This window comes from Anabaena sp. UHCC 0451 (assembly GCF_034931405.1).
In the GTDB taxonomy this organism is placed as follows: Bacteria; Cyanobacteriota; Cyanobacteriia; order Cyanobacteriales; family Nostocaceae; genus RDYJ01.
Genome location: NZ_JAYGHA010000019.1, coordinates 1,165 through 22,074, shown reverse-complemented (window position 1 = coordinate 22,074; position 20,910 = coordinate 1,165). Strand labels below are relative to the sequence as shown.

The 20,910-nt window shown below is 36.5% G+C and carries 16 protein-coding genes; 2 read left to right on the top strand and 14 right to left on the bottom strand.

From position 1 onward, the window contains the following. Window positions 1-213 precede the first annotated feature (213 nt). A complete protein-coding gene (locus VB694_RS14520) occupies window positions 214-678 on the top strand; it encodes a hypothetical protein (protein WP_323361031.1) in 465 nt (154 codons plus the stop codon). A gap of 407 nt (window positions 679-1,085) precedes the next feature. Here VB694_RS14520 and hisS read toward each other — a convergent pair whose 3' ends face one another. The 6 genes from hisS to VB694_RS14490 all read right to left on the bottom strand — a co-directional run bounded on the left by hisS (window position 1,086) and on the right by VB694_RS14490 (window position 7,796). After that, window positions 1,086-2,474 (bottom strand): histidine--tRNA ligase, encoded by a 1,389-nt coding sequence (gene hisS / locus VB694_RS14515; protein WP_323361030.1) that lies wholly within the window; start codon window positions 2,472-2,474, stop codon window positions 1,086-1,088. Window positions 2,475-2,621: 147 nt separating this feature from the next. Further along, window positions 2,622-3,068, bottom strand: coding sequence for a DUF3598 family protein (locus VB694_RS14510; protein WP_323361029.1), 447 nt, complete (start codon window positions 3,066-3,068; stop codon window positions 2,622-2,624). Window positions 3,069-3,287: 219 nt separating this feature from the next. Further along, the gene (locus VB694_RS14505; protein WP_323361028.1) at window positions 3,288-4,709 is read right to left on the bottom strand and encodes an aldehyde dehydrogenase family protein; all 1,422 of its coding nucleotides are present in this window, start codon (window positions 4,707-4,709) and stop codon (window positions 3,288-3,290) included. A 476-nt stretch (window positions 4,710-5,185) separates the two neighbouring features. After that, window positions 5,186-6,352, bottom strand: a complete 1,167-nt coding sequence (gene bioF / locus VB694_RS14500; protein ID WP_323361027.1) for an 8-amino-7-oxononanoate synthase — start codon at window positions 6,350-6,352, stop codon at window positions 5,186-5,188. Between the two features lie 59 nt (window positions 6,353-6,411). Continuing rightward, complete coding sequence (gene ruvA / locus VB694_RS14495; protein ID WP_323361026.1) at window positions 6,412-7,053, bottom strand: Holliday junction branch migration protein RuvA; 642 nt, start codon at window positions 7,051-7,053, stop codon at window positions 6,412-6,414. Continuing rightward, window positions 7,050-7,796, bottom strand: a complete 747-nt coding sequence (locus VB694_RS14490; RefSeq protein ID WP_323361025.1) for a sucrose-phosphate phosphatase — start codon at window positions 7,794-7,796, stop codon at window positions 7,050-7,052. Before VB694_RS14490 ends, ruvA begins: the two co-directional genes overlap by 4 nt. Before the next feature lie 342 nt (window positions 7,797-8,138). Between VB694_RS14490 and VB694_RS14485 the strand changes: the two genes are divergently transcribed. Continuing rightward, the gene (locus VB694_RS14485; protein WP_323361024.1) at window positions 8,139-8,867 is read left to right on the top strand and encodes a Uma2 family endonuclease; all 729 of its coding nucleotides are present in this window, start codon (window positions 8,139-8,141) and stop codon (window positions 8,865-8,867) included. 107 nt (window positions 8,868-8,974) lie between these two features. Here the strand turns inward: VB694_RS14485 and VB694_RS14480 are convergent, their stop codons facing one another. The 8 genes from VB694_RS14480 to VB694_RS14445 form a co-directional block, all read right to left on the bottom strand. Continuing rightward, window positions 8,975-9,532 carry a Uma2 family endonuclease gene (locus VB694_RS14480; protein WP_323361023.1) on the bottom strand — a complete coding sequence of 186 codons (558 nt, stop codon included), beginning with the start codon at window positions 9,530-9,532 and terminating at the stop codon, window positions 8,975-8,977. Window positions 9,533-10,055: 523 nt separating this feature from the next. After that, the gene (locus VB694_RS14475; RefSeq protein ID WP_323361022.1) at window positions 10,056-11,450 is read right to left on the bottom strand and encodes a formylglycine-generating enzyme family protein; all 1,395 of its coding nucleotides are present in this window, start codon (window positions 11,448-11,450) and stop codon (window positions 10,056-10,058) included. 132 nt (window positions 11,451-11,582) lie between these two features. Then, complete coding sequence (locus VB694_RS14470) at window positions 11,583-12,662, bottom strand: hypothetical protein (protein ID WP_323361021.1); 1,080 nt, start codon at window positions 12,660-12,662, stop codon at window positions 11,583-11,585. Further along, window positions 12,655-13,635 carry a MoxR family ATPase gene (locus tag VB694_RS14465; RefSeq protein WP_323361020.1) on the bottom strand — a complete coding sequence of 327 codons (981 nt, stop codon included), beginning with the start codon at window positions 13,633-13,635 and terminating at the stop codon, window positions 12,655-12,657. Before VB694_RS14465 ends, VB694_RS14470 begins: the two co-directional genes overlap by 8 nt. Then, window positions 13,632-14,810 (bottom strand): hypothetical protein, encoded by a 1,179-nt coding sequence (locus VB694_RS14460; RefSeq protein WP_323361019.1) that lies wholly within the window; start codon window positions 14,808-14,810, stop codon window positions 13,632-13,634. Before VB694_RS14460 ends, VB694_RS14465 begins: the two co-directional genes overlap by 4 nt. Window positions 14,811-15,607: 797 nt before the next feature. Continuing rightward, window positions 15,608-17,251 (bottom strand): acetolactate synthase large subunit, encoded by a 1,644-nt coding sequence (locus VB694_RS14455; protein WP_323361018.1) that lies wholly within the window; start codon window positions 17,249-17,251, stop codon window positions 15,608-15,610. A 113-nt stretch (window positions 17,252-17,364) separates the two neighbouring features. After that, window positions 17,365-18,732: an NAD-dependent succinate-semialdehyde dehydrogenase gene (locus VB694_RS14450; RefSeq protein ID WP_323361017.1), complete on the bottom strand. Its 1,368-nt coding sequence runs from the start codon at window positions 18,730-18,732 to the stop codon at window positions 17,365-17,367. 295 nt (window positions 18,733-19,027) lie between these two features. After that, window positions 19,028-20,653 carry an adenylate/guanylate cyclase domain-containing protein gene (locus VB694_RS14445; protein WP_323361016.1) on the bottom strand — a complete coding sequence of 542 codons (1,626 nt, stop codon included), beginning with the start codon at window positions 20,651-20,653 and terminating at the stop codon, window positions 19,028-19,030. Window positions 20,654-20,910 lie beyond the last annotated feature (257 nt).

Here is a 20,910-nt window from a genome sequence, read left to right as displayed (position 1 = left end):
ACATAAATGATAAATTTATCTCAGAAGTCGGGGATCTGACTCTTGCATTCACAAATCAAATAGAATTGCTAGATTTGCCAAAATTTAGGTTAGAAAAATCGTGTAAAGTTTTTATGTAAGATTTGATTAAATTCCACATCTTCCTGTTCCGCAAACGTGCATAAATTAAGAGATAATAGAATTAACAGTCATTAGAGGATGATAATTTCACCCATGAATAAAATCTTAGATGAAACCTTATCTCAACAAGTTGCAGAAAGCATCAAAAGTAAAGCTAAAAAGCCTTTTGAAAATGCTTACAAAGCAGCTTTAGTTACTGAAGGTGCAAAGTACGTTCAAGGCTTTATAGTGTTTACTGGACAACCATACAAACCTGTTGAACATGGTTGGATTGAATTAGATGATGTGATTATTGATCCCACTTTTCCTTATTTACAAAAAAACCATAAGAACATTTGGTATTTTCCCGCACAAAGTCTGACTGTTAAAAAACTAAAAGCCATACTGGACGAATCAAAAGAAGATTATCCAGAAGATGATCCTTTGCCAATTTATGGTAAAGCACCTTATGAATATTATGGAGATTTAATGTTAGGTGATCATGAATATTTAGCAGCTTATCAAGCGGCTGAGGTTAAATGTAGAGAAATTAATGGGTTAGATGCTGAGAAAAATTAATATTATATATTAGTCAGGAATCAGTGGTACAGGCGGTTAGAAACCGCGTCTATACAGGGAAAACCCACCTGCGTGGGTTTCAAATCCTTGATTTTTTGTTAGTCCGCGCAGACGGACTTTGTTTGTATAGTAATAGATCGATTATTGGAGATGGAAAAGAAGCGATCGCAGTTCCGTGATAGTTGTACTATTGTTATGCGATCGCCCTAATTAATTGACACCTAGCCATAGGAATCAATTCATTACTATTATATTGCTGATTCTGTTAATATCGGGTGTAGTGTTATACCCATCAGGTGTCTCACCCCACATTTTAAATATAACCAGGATTTACGCAGTCTGACGCACCCTACCAATATGCCAGTTGCGTAAGTCCTGGCCTATTGATCACAAAAACTAATGGTTAATTAGACTAACCTCAGTTTAATTTCTTCAGCTAAATCTGCCAAAGCTACCTCTATTTGTTCACCTGATTTTAAATCCTTTAATGATGATTTTTCTGCTGCGGCTTCATCAGCACCAATAATTACACAAAATTGAATTCCTTGCTTATCTGCGGCTTGGAATTGTTTACCTAAAGGACGTTTTTCAAAGTTAGTCACAACATTAATTCCCGCTTGTCTTAATTGCTGTGATACCTTTAAATAAACAGGCATTAAATCTTCCTGCATATTCACTACCACTACCTGGGTTGGTGTGGCAGATAAGGTATTCAGAATACCCGCTTTTAACAACCGACTAATTAAGCGAGTTAAGCCGATAGAAATGCCCACTCCCGGCATTTTTTCACCTAAAAACATCCCCACTAATTCTTCATATCTGCCACCAGAACAGATACTACCCAAGGCTTCATGTCCGATTAAAGTAGTTTCATAAACTGTGCCAGTATAGTAATTTAAACCACGAGCAATTGATAAATCAATACAGAAACGTTTATCAGTAACTCCTAAATCTCTCACGCCATTAATTACGGTTTCTAATTCATTCACTCCTAGATTTAATTGTTCTGCTGATGGTAAATTAAAAGCTAGATGTTTGAGTTTATCTAAAATATCATCAATGCTACCATCAATTTTAATAAACTCAATTATCTTCTCTGTTTGTTCTGAAGAAATACCTGCTTTTTCTAACTCTAATTTAACTTTAGATTCACCAATTTTTTCGAGATTATCAATAATCCCAATACAGGCTTTAATTTGGTTTTCAGCAACTCCCACAGACTCAAAAAAACCTGTGAGGATTTTACGGTTATTGATTCTAATTACAAAATCACCGATATTAATAGCTTCAAAAATTTCAGTAATTATTGCCGGCATTTGGGCATCATATAATAAACTGAGTTTACCACGAGCGACAACATCAATATCACATTGGCGAAATTGCCGAAAACGTCCATCTTTTGCCCTTTCTCCCCGAAAAACCATATCCATTTGATAACGAGCAAAGGGAAAGGTTAATTCATTTAAATGACGGGCAATATAAGCCGCAAAGGGAACAGTTTGATCAAATTTTAAAGCCCTGGCTTCTGAACCAGTTTCTCCAGATTTATCTTTTTCAGCTTGGCGATTTGGTGGTAAAATTGGGTCAATACCATATATTATATTATCACCTTGATTTCCCTTGGCTTGCAGCACTTCTAACCTTTCTACGGCTGGGGTTTCAATGGGTGTAAAACCATAGCTTTCAAATACTCGCCGAATTATATCTAATAAATGTACTTCTAGACGCTTTTCGCTAGGAAGAAATTCAGGAAACCCGCTAGGGGTAGAAAAGTTAATTTTGTCACTTTTTGCCATGTTTTTACCTTGTTAGTGAATAACTAAATGTAATACCAAATGAAGATGAAACTGCAAAAAATGAGACTTCAAGAATCATTAAACGCAGATAAACGCAGATAAACGCAGATAAAGACGGATGAATTCATCAGTTCTGAGTCAGAATTACTATTTTACTCTTTCTTCCTGAATTAATGTCCGTTGATAGATTTGATTATTTTTAAACCAGTGCCAAGTACGAGCGCGATAATTATTATCAGGACTAATTTGAATCATTTCATATAAATACATCTCTGGCAATTGTTTATAACCAAACCACAAAATCACGGTTGAATCATCAATTTCCCAGGCTTTACCTTGAATGCGTTCTGTATCAAACCAAAGTTTTTTATCTCGATATGTTCCTGGAAATTGATGTTCTTCTTTTTTGCCATCATTCCAAGTATAACGATTGATTTGGTAGTAGGAATATTCGCCATTATCAGGAAATTGACAACTCAAATGGGATTGATGACTATCAAGAATGTTCCCGTTAATATCTACCAAGGTATAAGTTCCTATCCATTCACCTTGATGACGTGCTAAAACTGGCATTTCTAACCGAATATTAGACATAATTTTTTTTTGGTAATTGGTAATTGGTAAATATTCATCTATAGCAATCGTTCATACTCAGATCCCCGACTTCTGAGATCAATTTATCATTTATGGACACAATAAACAAAAGAAGTCGGGGATCTTATCGCCTCATCTGAATTCTTAAGGTAATTGGTAAAATTACTTCTAATCTTTCTCATACTCCTGTCACCTGTCACCTGTTCCCTGTCACCTTCTCTACTCTTCATCATTAAACCACCAAGGGTCTTTATTGGTGTTGGTTTTAATCAAAAAGGCTTTTTTTCTGAGAAAACGTTTTAAACCGGCAGAACCCATGCGCGAACCTCCCAAACCAGAAAATTTAAAGGCGTTTTTCTCTCCTTCGTGCATCATGGCTGTTAAACCTGCATCATTAATACTAATAGCACCTACATCTATTTGCATACCAATTTCTAATGCTAATTCTGGAGAATCTGCAAATATAGCCGCACTCAAACCATAAATAGAATCATTGGCTAAATCTATAGCTTCTTCAATGGTAGAAAAAGACATGATGGGCATAATTGGACCAAATGTTTCTTCATTCATGATTTTCATAGAATGGTTAACATTAGTGATTACTGTAGGACGACACCACCAACCACCACCTAATTCTTCTACTTTACCACCACAGTGAATTACTGCACCTTTAGAAACTGCATCTTGCAAATGTTCATTAATAATTGCTGCTTGGTTTTCACAAATGATGGGTCCTATTTCTCCGCTTTCAACAGTTGGATAAGCTAGTTGCAAACGATGGGCTTTAGCTATTAATTGATGATAAAATTCTTCAAAGATAGATTCAGCTACATAAATTCTTTCAATGGATAAACATGACTGTCCAGAATTAACAACTGAACCCCATAAAATTGCTGAAGTTGCTAAATCTAAATCTGCTGATTCTAGTACAATTGCAGGATCTTTTCCACCTAATTCTAAAAAGGCAGGAATAAAGTTTCTGGCTGCGGTTTCTGCTACTACTCTTCCTGTTTCCACGCTACCTGTAAAGCAAATTAAATCTACATCTTCTATTAAAGCTGCACCTGTTTGTCCTGCACCTTCGACAAAATTTAAGGCATCGCGCAATTTAGGAATTGTATTTAATGTGGTCATCAATGGTGCAACGAAACGGGGTGTAATTTCACTGGGTTTGACTATGACTGCACAACCAGCTAATAAAGCGGGAATTGTATCAATTGTAGATAATAAAAGAGGAAAATTCCAAGGGCTAATTACACCTACTAAGCAGTAAGGAACGGATGTTTGTTGTAAAGCAATAAAGGGAATAGATGTATTTTTGGCAGTTTCTTGTAATAGCTGAGGCGCTAAATTACACCACCTATCAATGGTATTTAAAAAAGAGTCTATTTCTAATATTGATGTTGATAATCTACCTGTATCATTCACTAAAGCATCTGTTAGCTGTTTACGATCAGATAATATGGCTTTTTTCCATTGCTTGAGTGCTTCAATTCTGCCTTCAATTCCGATTTCCTGCCAAAGAATTTGTCCCCTGCGGAGTCGGTGACATTGCTGGGAAAGCAACTTCGGGGGTGGGGGGATGATGACATAATCAAATTTACTTGTGCGGGGGTTACGGACTTCAATTGGTTTTGTCATTGGAAATAGGGAATTACTCATTCTTCAAATTATCCCTAATTTGGTGAGATGTTCAATAGTTTGTTGTTGGGTTTTGAAGATGATGGTACAATTAGTCGCTCCTGGTTAGCAACTTTTAGTAAGTAAAAATTGAACGCAGATAAACGCAAATAAACGCAGATTAATACATGAATTTTATTATTCTGTACAGTTTTACATAAAATTGGGTTTAAAATGCAGAATAGGAGAATACCAAACAACAAAACAACTATAATAGGCACATATAAGTTATTTAAATTTGGATTTTGGCAAAAAAGATTTTTAGCTCTATTTTCGCAATAAGACCAGTCTATTCTCAAGATTATTGACATCATTATCAATAATTTAACGAGTTTTGGTTTTTTCAGTCATTGATATTGACAGATACTTTTTTTCTGGTATGATATAGGTATGATCCAAGGGATTTATATATTCTCTAGGAAATAACTGAAATTACTCTACAACTCCATCTCTTTTAAAGTATTCACTAATTTATTAATATGCTCTTTTTTGTGAGTTGCCATCATCGTGATTCTAATGCGACTGGTGGGGACTGTGGGTGGACGGATAGCAGGTGCAAAAATACCCGCTTCTCTGAGATGCTTTCCTGCTTTTAATGCTGTAGCAGCATCAGGTAATTGAAAACATAATATGGGAGATTGGGAAGGTAGGATTTTTAAACCAGGTAAATTTTCTGTGATCAATTGTTTTAAATAATCAACATTATCCCATAGTTGCTTTCGGCGTTCTGGTTGTTGTTGGACTATCTTAACTGCTGCTAAAGCTGCTGCGGTGTCTGCGGGGGAAAGGGCTGTGGTATAAATCCAACTGGGAGCGCGGTTTCTTAAAAAGTCAATGAGAGTATGACTTCCCGCTACATATCCGCCTAAACTTCCCAAGGCTTTACTTAATGTGCCAATTTGAATTAACTCTCTACCTGTACAGTCGAAATGCTCCACACAACCAGCCCCAGTTTTACCCATAACTCCGGTAGCGTGAGCTTCATCTATGAGCAGCATACAACTAAATTCTTCTGCTAAATTTAGCAATTCTGGTAAAGGACATAAATCACCATCCATGCTAAAAACGCTGTCGGTGATAATTAAACAGCGTCGATGATTTTGACGTTGTTGTTGTAATTTAGCTGTTAATTCGTTGATATCACAATGGGGATATTCTGCGATAGTTGCACCGCTGAGAACTGCACCATTTTTTAAACTGGAATGGTTATATTGATCTGATAATATTAAATCTCGCTTTCCAACTAAGGCGGTAATTGCACCTAGATTTGCTAAATATCCCGAACTAAATACTACTGCATCTTCTGTTTGTTTGGTAGATGCGATCGCCTGTTCTAATTCTCTGTGTAATTCTCTATGTCCAGTGAGTAATCGAGAACCTGTACTACCAGTACCGAATTCTTGAATAGCTTGAATTGCGGCTTTTTTTAAGCTTTCATCTGCTGCTAATCCTAAATAATCGTTACTAGCAAAGTTAATCACCTTTTGCCCAGATAACAGCACGATCGCACCGGGAAGACTGTTAATTGTTTGTACAGAACGATACCAGTCAGCCCGATGAATGGTTTCTAAAGATGCTTCTATCCAAGCGTAAGGATTACTCATTTTAGATTTTAGATTTTAGATTTTGGATTTTGGATTTTCTAATTCCCAAGTTCCAATTTTCAACCAGTAACTACTTCATTACTACTCAAATGTGCGATCGCTTGTTTAATCCAATCTTCCACATAGGCATCCTTGGGTAAACCGATATTTTCGCTAACGACGTGCAGAGCGTGACTAACTTCATGGGCAGTATATCCCAAAGCGAAGAGAGTCATTTGCACTTCTTCCAAAATTCCTGGTGCTGGACCACCTGTAGCCACAAAGAACCCTGCTGATTTACGCCACTCGATCAATTTACCTTTCAGTTCTAAACATAAGCGTTCAGCGGTTTTCTTGCCCACTCCAGGAGCTTGAATTAAGATTTGGGTATTAGCCGCAATAATCGCTTGCACTAACTCTGGTAATTCCAAAGTATCCAAAAGAGCGATCGCTAAAGCTGCACCAATTCCACTTACAGACAACAGGTGACGAAATAAATCCCGTTCTGAGGGTGAAGAAAAGCCATAGAGCATGGGTATTTCTTCCCGAATTTGGTAATGGGTAAAAATTTGTACCACATTACCAGTATTTGTTAATTGGTTAGCTAGGCGTTGGGGAATCTGTAAATCATACCCTGTGCCATTCACTTCTAAAGTCAGAATTGTGCGATTGGCGCTAACCGTTTGCACACCAGCAATTATACCTTTAAGATAACTTATCATTCTAGAAACCCAAAGTATTTTAAACCTTCCATAATCCCCGCAGCACAAAAGTTTTGTGCTAGGTAACGGTAGTCAGCAGGGTTTTGATTGTGCCATTGTAACAACTCTGGACGAGCATTACCGACAATGATTCCCCGTTCGTTACCTACAGCGAATAAAGCAATATCATTACCTGAATCGCCACAAACAACAGTTTGCTCGGCTGCAAATTTCCACTTTTGTCGTAGAAATTGCATTGCTTGACCTTTATCGCTGGTCAGGGGTAAAATGTCAAGGTCTATTCCGCTACTATAAATTAACTTTATATTTAATTGCGATTTTTCCAACTCTGCCTCAAGTTGTGGTAATATACCCGAAAATTCTGCTTTGAGGAAGAAACTGACCTTAAAAGGGCGTTGTTCTGATTCTGGTTGCAGAACTAATTCAGGAAATTTTTGGGTAATAGCAAGTATAGTTTCCCGTTGCCATCCGGGAGAGAGAATTTTTGACCATTCGGGATCTGGAATGTCGCTACCATCGTGGTAAATTTCCGTACCCACAGATAAAACCAGCGCATCTGGGGAGAAGAGATTTTTTTCCTGTTGGAGTTCTTGGTAAAGAAGTGGAGAGCGTCCGGTGGAATAAACTATTTTTGTGCCATGTTGTTGACGATGACGTTGTAAGCGATCGCTCAATTCTACCAAAGCCCGATCATCACCTACAAGGGTATGATCCAAATCGGTTACAAATAAGAACTTAGTCACAGTGATATCCTCAACTTGCGTGGTTATTGACATCAATACTTTGAAAGATTATCGCAGACTGAGAGGGTGTTTGAAAAGTCTAAATTCATAATCTCTGGGCGATTATAAATCGCGGCTACACAGACAAAACCCACCTATTCCTTCGGAACGCTACGCGAACGTGGGTTCAGAATCCTTGATTTTTCATTAGTCCACGAAGGTGGACTTCGCTTGTGTAGTAGCGAATTATATTCGCCGAAAACTTTTCTTTTTTAGCAAACCAGATCCCCGACTTCTTTAAGAAGTCGGGGATCTACACGAAGTATAATTAAAATAATGCTATTGAATAAGTGAAGAAAAATCATGACTGAACAACTTTTAGACAAAGTTGATGATCACTATATTCCAGATGCTAATTTACTAATTACAGAAGACGATACACCTGTGGATAATTTTCCATCAGCAAAACAACAACGGCTTTTAGTTAGTTCCCTTTATAGTTATTTAGAATTACAGCCTTTTTTAAGTGAAGCCAATGTAGGAATATATCATACCGATGGTGAACCTGCAATTGTTCCCGATGTCTTTATTAGTTTTGATGTAGAAACGCCTGAAGATTGGTGGAAAAAACAAAATCGTTGTTACATGGTTTGGAAATTTGGTAAATCACCAGAATTAGTCATGGAAATAGTTTCTAACCAAGAAGGTGAAGAACTAACCAAAAAATTGAAGATTTATGAAAGAATGAAAGTGAATTATTATCTAGTTTACGATCCTAATCAGGAACTGGGAGAAGAACAATTACACATTTATCAATTGGTAGGTAGAAATTATCTAAAAACCCCAGAAACCTGGTTAACAGATATTAATTTAGGTGTGACATTTTGGGAAGGAGAATTTGAAGGAAGACATGATATTTGGTTACGTTGGTGCGATCAAAAAGGAATGGTAATTCCTACAGGTGATGAACGTGCTGCTAGGGAAAAACTAGAAAAAGAGGAAGCACAAAGACGCGCACAAGAATCAGAAAACCGCGCTCAATTATTAGCTCAGAAATTGAGAGAATTGGGAGTAGATCCTGATACAATTTAACAGATGTTGGTAATGGGTAATTGGTAATTGGTAATTGGTAAATAATTATTTCCTGTTTCCTGTTTCCTGTTCCCTGTTCCCTGTTCCCTGTTCCCTGTTCCCTAAGTTTAAGGAATTCCAGCTTGTTGAAAAATTTGTTCTGCTGAAATTACCAAACCTGCAAATAGAGAATCTTCTAAACTATCTGTACCCCGTTTTGTTTGGGGACGTGCATCAGGATAAAATATAGTGACAGTTTTCGCTTTGGGATCTATTACCCAAACTCTCATTACACCCGCATCAAGATAATCTGTAGCTTTGGCGCTCATTTCTCCAAAAAATTGATCTGGTGATATAATTTCTATAACTAAATCTGGGGGAATTGGACAAGCTTCATTTTCAATTACATCATTAGGAAAACGAGAATAAGAAATATATAATAAGTCTGGTACAGGAACCCAATCTTTACCACGAATTTTTAAAATAACTGCCCATTCTACACCAACTTCACCTTTATTTTCTGCCCATTGGGTGAGAATTAAACACAATGCAATAGTTAAACGAGAATGGAATCTTTTGGGTGATATTTTCGGTTTTGCTTCCCCGTTAACTAATTCATAGGTGATATCTTCTTCTGGAAAAGTGAGAAATTCTTGTAGTGTCAGTTGATGTTTAATAGCAATCATAAATTTGTCAGAATCAGGATGTGATTGAATGATTGTTTTTTGGAAGTTGGGTATTTTATTTGTCAGAATCAGGATAACCAGGATTTAAGGATGTACAGGATATGGTTTATCTGCGTTCATCTGCGTTTATCTGCGTTCTATTTTTTATTTTTTTTATTCGTTATTATTGTTAGATTATTTTTTTAACGTTCGCGTAGCGTGCCGTAAGGCATACCGCAGAGAGGCAGAGGAAGAATTTCAATTTAGCAAAGTTTAGATATCTGATTTTTTTGGTTAATTCTTATTATATCAGATGTGGATTATTTTTAAGAATATAAAATAACATCCTAAAATCCTGGACATCCTGATTCTGACAAAAAAGATATTGAACCTCATTTCATCCTGTAAATCCTGATTCTGACCCTCTTGCACAAAAAGCTAAGATGGTGTAATATTAAAGGAGTGAAATTCACAAAAAAAATTTTTAGATCGTTCCGCTTCGCTACACTGGGAAAGGGCAAAAGAGCAAGAGTGTAAAGGGCTACTAAGTCCTGGGGGGAACACGCACAACTCGAAAACCGCTATTGTCGTCGATGAGGTCGAAATTGTAGCGAGACGCACAACGACAGAACCAAGTATAGTTGAACCAAGAACCGCCTCGACTTGATTTAGTGCCGCTTCGACTAATCCAAGCAGTACCATTTGTAGGCGCATTTATATAATTTCCATGCCAGTCATCTGCACACCATTCCCAGACATTACCGTGCATATCGTATAAACCAAAAGCATTAGGTGGGAAAGACCCTACTGCTGTAGTTTTTTCTCGATACGTTCCTTTAGGTTCATCTGCAAAAGTGTAATTAGCATCATAATTTGCTAATTCACTGGTAATGGTCTCACCAAAATGAAATGGCGTTGTAGTTCCAGCCCGACAAGCATATTCCCACTCCGCTTCACTGGGTAGTCGATATTCCTTGCCTGTTGCTTTAGATATTCTAGCACAAAATTCCACCGCATCATCCCAAAAAACACCTTCTACAGGTAAATTATCACCTTTAAACTCAGATGGATTTGATTTTAAATCATCTTTAATTTTCGGTAACGCCGCTACAACTCGCCATTGCGCCTGAGTTACTTGATATTTACCCATAAAAAACGGGGGAACAGTCACCTCATGCTGGGGTTTTTCTTCATCACGACCTTCTCCTTCTGGTGAACCCATCATAAATTTACCACCAGGGATAGCTACCATATCCAAAGTAACACCGTTTCCTAAGTCTTCCACAAAGTAAGTTGCTTGTTTCGGTTCTCTTTTAATAATTTCACCCCGTCGGTTAACTGTCACCACTTCAAAATCAAAAGTCAGATATTCACCACTAGCTAACATTAATAATGGCTGTAAACCTGCTTTTATTAATGGGTCAATTTCAGCATAACTTTCTAAAACTGAAGCAAATTTAATTAACTTTCTTGAGTCTTGATTTTTTAACAATGCTTGAATTTTATCTTTAATTTCTTGAATAGCATCCTCTGGTTTAATATAAGCTAAAGCAGTCCATTGAGGTGCAGCACCCAAATCTTCATCAGCACGATAATTAGTTTTTAATTGCTGACGAATATACTCCACCATGAAATCAGATAATTTATGTAATTCTTCTGGTTGTAAATAATGAAGTAACTCGTTTCTCACATCTGGGGACATTTCATATAATTGAAACCCCACAGGATGACATAAAAATAATAAAATATCTGATACAGCAATCCAAGGAGAATCAGGAACAAAGTTTTCCCGCAAACAGTATAACAATTCTGGTGTTAGTGCTAAGGGAAAAGCAGCATGAAGCAGTAACTTCTGATGTGTGGGGTAGCGTTTCAGGAATGATTGTAAATGGGGATGTTTAAATGTTGTGGTGGGTGAATTGTTCATATTTTTAGTCATATAATATTTTATCGTAGGTTGGGTTAAGCGAAGCGCAACCCAACATCCCAACATTCTCAATAAAAGCAATATTTCTTTTTGATTAACATTACTTACATTTGTTGGGTTTCGTACCTCAACCCAACCTACTTATTACCTCCTCCTTACCGCAGCAACCAAACCGGAATTATCCAATTCATACATTTTCACAACTTGAGAAATACCTTGTGCGGAAGTACCTTTCCAGCGTGTTTCCGGTATGGGGTTTAACCATGCAACCTGACGGACACAACTGCTTAATTCTTGTAAAAAATCCATTGTTAATTCTATTCTCTCATAATTCACACCACCCCGCGCAGCACCACCATCACTAATAATTAAAACTACTGTTCTTTGTTTATGCAATTTCGCTAAAACCTCTGATGTTAGTTTACCTCCTGGACGTTGGGGATGGTAAAATAAATATTCCCCTGGACAATTTCTAAAATAATAAACTTCCGATTTTCCTAATTTACTTCCTTGTAAGTTATCCACCAACTGTTGAGAAAGCAAGAAAAAAGGAATCATTGAATTAGAAGCATCTATTAATAATAACACTTCGGCTCTATTAATGCGTTGGGGTATGATTACAGGTTCTAGTAAAAACCCATCTTCACCAATTTTTTGTACTGTCGCTTCGATATCTATTTCTGTTAATGTTCCTTGTCGTATGGGAAGACGTAAATAACGCCAACTGCGTTGTATTTTGCGTTTTGTGACGGGGAAATCTGTAATTGATAATTGAAATTTAGCATTTTGATTAAATGGTTTTTTCGGTAAAAGTCCACCTTTTAAAGCAATTGGTGTTTGTAAAAAAGAGGGTAAATCAGTTTTTTGAGGTTCAGGTTTTGGAGATTCAGGTTTTTCAGGTTCAGATTTTTCAGGTTCAGGTTTTTCAGGTTCATTTTTTGGAGGTTCAGGTTTTTGAGGTTCTGCTATTTCTTGATTTTCTGCATCTAATTGAGCAAAATAATCATCAAAATGTTTATTAAAATTCTTACCTGTTTCTGAATTAGGTTTAGACTTTATCCATAGCATTTGACAGAGTGTTTTTAATTGTTCTCGACTGCTTAAACCAAAACCTTTATCTAATGCTGCTAATAATAAATCATATTGGTCAATTGTCAGGGGAAAATCTCCTGTGTTTCGCAGGTGTAAGAACAAATCAAATAAAGGTGGTTTTTGATTATTCATCGTTATTTACTCCTGCTTGCTGTTTATAATAATCTTGGTCTTCTTTACTTTTTAGTAAAACTCCTAATAAATGCGGATGTTTTTCAAGATTTTTGATGAAATCTAAAGCTTCCTCTTGAGAAGAACGTTTTAACCAAAGTATGAAATCTAATAATTCACTGGTACTTGGTTTTTTACCATCTTTTCTGCGAGTTCCTTGGTTACGAACTTCCATAAATTTTTCAACTGCTTGTTTAACTACTTCATCTTTATCATCTAAAGGTTTACCTAAATGACCATTAACAATTTGTATGAGTTTGTCTTCAGGAAATTCAATATAATAATAAATACATCTCCTTAAAAAAGCATCTGGTAATTCTTTCTCGTCATTACTGGTAATAATAATAATTGGTTGCTGTTTAGCTGGTTTAGTTTTACCAATTTCTGTAATTTCAAACTTTGATTCTTCCAATACTTCTAACAAATCATTAGGAAAATCAATATCAGCTTTATCAATTTCATCAATTAACACTATCGGACGATATTCTGTTTCTTGAAAAGCATACCCCAAAGCACCATATTTAATATATGCTTGATGTTGAGGATCATTAACTCTAGTTGCAATTTTACTAAGTTCATCATCACTTAAAACAGTTCTACCAACTAATTGAGCATCCCGCAATCTTGCTAAGGTATCATAAGTATATAATCCTTCCTTTGCGCGGGTAGTAGATTTTATTGACCAGGAAAAATAAGGATATTTGGGAATATTTAACCGTTGTTGAAATTCATAAGCAATAGCTTTTGCTAATAAAGTTTTACCACATCCTGGTTCACCTTGTAATAATAAAGGACGGTCTAAAGCTATTGATAAATTGACTGCTTTAATTAAGTTTTCATCTGGGTAATAGGGATATTCTTTTTTGCTTCTGTCTGGTTGAGGTTGGTATTGTTCTAAACCTGTGTAATTGTAGTCAAAGGTTGTGTTAGTCATAGTGGTAGGGTTTTTTCAAAATGTTTCCATGTCAAAGAAAGATTATCACTAGTGGTAAATTGTCCACAAATTTGATCTAATACATCTTCTGGTGTTTTGTTATCATCATTATTACATTGAACGAGTAATGCAATAAATTTTTCAAGATTCATATCACTTAAAATAGGATTAAAAAGAGTATCCTTATTTTTTACCCATAGTCCTATTTCTGATTCTTTAAATCTTAATAACTCTGTCAGCTTAACAGGGACATGAGCTTTATTTATATCAAAACTATTTAGTAATTCAATGTCTAAGTCATCTGGACACCCTTCTCTATCTATTAAAAACAGTATTAAAGGATATTTAGAATAAAACTTGTCAGATATTGCTTTTTTAGCTAAAGGTTGCCAAAATTGAGATATTAAATTTCGTAAATAATCACCACGAACTTTATATTCATTAACATTATCAAAGCAAAGTATCACAGGTTCTTTTTCCCAGCGTTCATATATAGCTGTAATAACATCTTCAGGGGAACTAGATGTACTTCCAAATTTCCACTGTAGTGTTTCCCAAACTCTATTAATTTCATGACGATGTTTTTTCAGACAAATTGGGAATTTCTCTCCCATACTCCAATAAGGAAGATTAAAAATGAGTCTATTAACTAGCCAGCGTTGTCCGTATTTATCTTTTCCATGTATCAGAAATGCACCGATTGACTGATTAAAGTTTTCGGATAAAAAAGCCTTGAATTCTCTTATTTGTGCTTCATAGTTCAAATCTTTTAAATCTGCTTGCAACTTTGTTATATGCAAGTTATCAATTGGGAAAATATTTTTATCTTGATTTTTTTTACTGTCTTGAAATTTCTGAAATAAAACTTCTATAATTTCGAGTAATGTTATAGCTTTACCTTTTGTTTTACCAGTAAGTTTCTCACATCTATCACGATATTTATCGCCAAGCTTTTCAGCAATCTTGCTATACATTTCAGTCTTAACATTATCTATTTTGATTTTACTAAAGGTTTTCTGAAAGGTTTCGTCTTCTGTTAATTTATTTGTGGGAATAATTAATTTTGGGTCATTACCATTTTTATACATAGTTTTAATTAAAACTTGATAATCACTATATCCTGCTAAATATGTATCACAAAAATAATTTAAAAATAACTGCCATTCATTTTCCATTGTTTACAAGAAAGTCTAATAATCTAAATTACAATTTCGCAAAATACTAAGAATTTTCCATTTGAAGGAGAAAGTTGGGAGCATCCTGGGAGAAAGTCAGGAGAAAGTTGGAATTAATAGGGATAAAACATATAGTTGATTTAATTTTTAGGGGGATAAACATAGGAGAAAACTAGGAGAATATAGGGGATTTAAAATCATAAGAGAACTGTCAAACTAAAAACTGTAAATCAAATTCTCGCTTAATTAGGAATCTATGCGGATCAAATTAGAAGTAAATGAATCCTCGGTAAAAATGTATTGTGAAATCCCGACTCAAGACCTGGAAAAATACAGAAAGTGGTTCATCTGGTGTGTAACCGTCAGCTTACCTGTGCTGGTATCCTACAGTACAGCCATAAATTTCCTACCCCCTAGTACACTTCCTTTACCTCCTAATCAAGAAGAATTACGAAAATAGTGATCAGATCCCCGACTTCTTTTATTAGCGTGTCAATAAATTGTGAATTGATCGCAGAAGTCGGGGATCTTGGTATCAACAAGTGAAATAGCTGAATACTTACAAAATAGCTACCTCGTAATTCTACCATACTAGGTACTGGGTGCGATCATAGACAAAATAAGAACCCCACACCTTGATAAATTTTCAAAAGTGAGGGGTTTTTATTTTCCTCGTTCCTATACTCTGTATGGGAATGAATGATTGAAGGCTCTGCCTTCTGATGTATACTTGAGTCAGAGACTCTATATATTATTCCCAGTCAGAGACTGGGAACGAGTTAAACATCACCAATCACCTAAACATCACAACTTAACTCACCTGATTTTTGACTAAACCGACGATTTTCTCGATAGTCTACCCGACAGTCTATAACAGCAGGAACATCTTGATTTAAGGCTTCTTTGAGAACAGGAATTAAATCAGTCGCAGATTCCACACGATAACCTTTTAAACCCATACTTTCAGCGAATTTAACAAAATCAGGATTACCAAAATGCACAAAAGCAGAATTACCTTTACCAAATTGATTTTCCTGTTTCCATTCAATTAAACCATAGCCACCATCATTAAAAATTAAGGTAACAAAAGCCGTACCCACCCGCAAAGCTGTTTCTAATTCCTGACAGTTCATCATAAAACCACCGTCACCAGTCACAGCGACAACTTTACGATTTGGATAGACTAATTTAGCTGCTAAAGCCCCAGGAATGGCAATTCCCATGGCTGCAAAACCATTAGAAATAATGCAAGTATTGGGACTATGACAATGATAATGTCTAGCCATCCACATTTTATGAGCGCCAACATCAGAAATGACAATATCATCTGGACCCATCACTTGCCGCAAATCATAAATTAATTTTTGTGGTTTAATGGGAAAACCATCATCCTTAGCATATTGTTCATAATCAGCGCGAATATTAGAACGTAAACTAATAGCATAAGGTGCAGGTTTATTTTGACGATCTGCAAGTTTTAAAATTTCATTCAGTGAATCAGAAATATCACCAACTATTTCCACTTTGGGAATGTAACTACTATCAATTTCTGCTGAAGTAGCCGCAATATGAACAATGGGAATATTCCCTTCGGGATTCCATTTTTTGGGAGAAAATTCAATTAAATCATAACCAATTGCAATGACTAAATCTGCATGATCAAAACCGCAAGTGATGAAATCTCGTTGTTGTAAACCTACAGACCATAAAGCTAAAGGATGAGTATAGGGAATGACACCTTTACCCATGAAAGTATTCACAACAGGCAGATTCATTTGGGTAGCAAATTGCGTCACAGCATCACTAGCTTGGGCGCGAATTGCCCCATTTCCGACTAAAATGATCGGATTAACAGCTTGAGAAATTGCCGCCGCCGCAGCGCGAATACTGGCAAAAGAAGCATAGCTTTTTTCACTATTATCCTTATGTAAAGGTTTGCCTTCTACGGGCATAGCGGCGATATTTTCCGGTAAGTCAATGTGAACAGCACCGGGTTTTTCTGTTTGCGATCGCTTGAAGGCTTTTCTCACTACTTCTGGTGTAATACTCGGTCTAACTATCTGTTTATTCCATTTAGTAACCGGGGCAAACATCGCCACCAAATCTAAATATTGATGGGACTCAATGTGCATTCTATCTGTCCCCACCTGTCCGGTAATTGCGACTAATGGCGCACCATCTAAGTTAGCATCTGCCACACCAGTCATTAAATTTGTAGCCCCAGGACCAAGAGTAGAAAGACAAACTCCCGCTTTACCTGTTAATCTCCCATAAACATCTGCCATGAAGGCTGCACCCTGTTCATGACGAGTGGTAATAAATTGAATTGATGAATTTTTTAAAGCTTCTAAAACGTGTAAGTTTTCTTCACCAGGGAGTCCAAAAACATATTGCACTCCTTCATTTTCCAAACACTGTACTAATAATTCGGCGGTATTCATTTTATTTCCTCAAAAGTAATAATTAAAGGAGTCAGGAGTCAGAATAATTTTAGATTTTAGATTGGAGTTGAGAAAAACAATCCAAAATCCAAAATCCAAAATCCAAAATTGAATCACCTAACCCAAACAGTCTTGATATTCACAAATTCATGAATACCTTGAATACTCAACTCTCGACCATAACCAGAACGTTTAATTCCCCCAAATGGTAAACGGGGATCAGATTTAACCATGCTATTAATAAATACTGCCCCGGCTTCAATTTCTTGAATGAGGCGATTTTGTTCTGCTTCATTATTTGTCCAGGCACTTGCACCCAAACCAAAAGGTGAGTCATTCGCTAATTTGATAGCGGCATCAAGATTAGCAACTCGGAATAATAAAGCTACCGGACCGAAAAATTCTTCTTTGGCAATAGGATGATCTAAGGGGATATCTATAATAATAGTTGGCGGGTAAAAATTACCAGGACGATCTTTTAAAGCATTTCCACCTGTGAGGACTCTAGCACCACTTTTTACAGCAATTTTGACCTGTTGATCTAAATCTTGGAGAATACCGGGAGTTGCCAATGGTCCAATATCTGTATCATCTGCGAAAGGATCACCAATTTTCAAAGTTTGAAATTTTGCTAATAGCATCTTTTCAAACTGATCGGCAATTGTTTCTGCTAAAATAAATCGTTTAGCTGCTATACAAGATTGTCCATTATTTAACATCCGTGCTGTGACTGCGGTGGATACTGCTAATTCTAAATCAGCACTTTCTAAGACAATAAAAGGGTCACTTCCCCCTAATTCTAAGACGGTTTTTTTAATTTGTTGACCAGATGCAACAGCCAGAGAAATACCTGCTGGTTCACTACCGGTTAAAGTGGTAGCTTTTACTCGATCATCAGCTATTAAACCGGCAACTTTAGCAGCACCAATTAATAAAGTTTGAAAAGCACCTGCGGGAAAACCTGCGCGGTTAATAATATCTTCTATTGCTAAAGCACATTGGGGGACATTGGAGGCGTGTTTGAGTAACCCCACATTTCCGGCCATTAATGCTGGTGCTGCAAACCGAAAAACCTGCCAAAAGGGGAAATTCCAAGGCATGACAGCGAGAATGACACCTAAAGGCTGATATTTAACAAAACTGTCACTAGCATCGGTTTTAACCGTCACATCAGCCAGAAAATTAGGTGCATTTTCGGCATAGTAACGACAAACGAGGGCGCATTTTTCAACTTCTGCGATCGCAGATTTTAAGGTTTTACCCATTTCCAGGGTCATGATTTTAGCAAAATCTGCCTTTTCTTGTTCTAAAATATTAGCTGCTTGTTGCAACCATTGCGATCGCAACTGAAAACTTGTTTGACGATACGCCTCAAAAGTCTGCTGTGCTAATTCCAGTTTAGCCGTTATTTCCCCATCCTCAAGCGGCTGAAAGATTTTCAGAGTTTCCCCAGTGGTAGGATTAATCGTGGCGATAGCCATTACCTGACCTCCCGTTAAAAAATAGCTTCAGGTAGCTTCTTAGTTTTACACACATTTATCATAGAAGCTACCATCAAAATGATTGTAAGAATTTAGGTAAGGCGATCAGATCCCCGACTTCTTTTATTTAATTTTGCCCACAAATTATAAAGTGATGTCAGAAGTCGGGGATCTGGGTATAAACAAGTGCTATAAATGAATACTTACAAATGATTAGTAATTGTGGAAATTCTTACCTATTCCCTACTTCCTTCTTACTGTCACCTGTCACCTGTCACCTGTCACCTGTCACCTGTCACCTCTTGTAATTCATTGTTGTCTGATAAACCTTAATAAATCGCTCAATCCCCTTAAACCGAAAATCTCCCATTTCCTGAAAATCCAACTGTTGTGACAGCATTCTGTAAGTAGCCTCACTGATAACACATTCTCCCGGCGGACAAATCGGTTCCATCCTAGCGGCCAGATTAATTGTTGCTCCTAACGCTGTATAATCCAACCTTTGAGAACTACCCATATCACCCACCACAGCTTTACCACTGTTAACCACAACACGCAATTGTAAAGGTTCATGCCAAAAATTATTAGCATTTAAACGTTGCAGACGAGAAAGCATTCCCTTAGCAGCAGCAACCGCCCGATCTGCATGACCTGGTTCTGGTTCAGGAGCGCCAAAAAAAGCCATAATACAATCACCAATATATTTATCTAAAGTGCCACCATAAGCAAAAACTTCTTGTAACATTTCCTCAAATAAATTATTTAATAATTCTGCGATTTTTGTAGGCGTAAGTCTTTCAGATATAGCTGTAAAGCCTACCAAATCAGCAAACAAAATACTGATTTCACATTCATTAGGAGGCAACCGCCCGACGGGAAAACCTCTCACCGCTATTAACTGCTGCACAATTGCCGGAGAATGATAACGTTCTAGCCGTTGACGAATCACCGCTTCATTTTTGAGTTTATCTACTAATAACCAACGTTGGACACTGGAAGCAACAAGATGGGCTAAAGCTGAAAAAAAGCTGAGTTCTTCTTCACCATTATTTGCCCAGTGGGAAGAATAAAGATTAGCATCGGCATAGAGAACACCAACTACTTTATTTTCATCCCATAAAGGTACTGCCATTGCACTCATAATACCTTTAACTAAAATACTTTGTTCACTAGAAAACCTTTCATCAGCACGGGTATCAGCACTTTGAATAGCCACTTTATCAGTAAATACTTTTTGACAAATACTGCGACTTATCCAACTACCATCTTTGGGTAAATTTCTTTCTTGGTCATTATTTTTAGTAGCCGAGTTAATTAATTGTAAATGACCAGAATCATCAATATCAATTAATAATGCCAAGCGTTCTATGCCATCAATATAACGAAAAACTACTTGTTGCACCTGAGAAAAAATTTCTTCAATAGATGCCGCTGCACAAAGATTTTTGGCGATATCTACCAAATCTTTGAGGCGGGCAATAGTTTTCTCTTTGCTATTATTGCCCTGAATGCCAGTAGCATCTATCCATTGTTTTTGTAGTTCTTCCACATTCCGCAGAATCGTAATTTGCTGACTATTAGATTCCTCATTTTGTAAAGATTGAGACTGTGACTTTGCTAAAGTAGCTGAAAAAACCACAACTAAACTAATATTACCCAACCAAATAACATCACCATTATGTAACTCTTGAGTTAAAGTCACAGGTTGTTGATTTACTTGCGTTCCATTTTTACTACCCATATCCTCAATACTCCAAGTACCATTTCTGGTTTTGAGGATGCGGGCGTGTTGGCGGGAAACTCCCCCAAAAGGTAAAAACAAGTCGCATTCTGGTAAACGACCAATAATAAATTTATCTTGCGTAACTGAAACCGAGGTTTGAGTATTACCTTCTGTTAAGAGTAGTGTGAGTTCAGTCATGAGTGTAATACATCCATACTGGAAGATAGGAACACAAGTATCAAGGCTAACTTTTTAAGACTTACGCATCAGATACCAGATATTCGGCTACTCAACAGTTAGTTATGGTAATAAACCAAGTTCGTTTGTGTAAGTCCTAACCTTGTTTATAATACTATTAAGAGCAGTGAAAATAACTAATTTGTATTAAATCTTACAACATCGCCCCAGAAATTCATAATACAATATATAACTCATATTTGAATTTTGAAAAAATC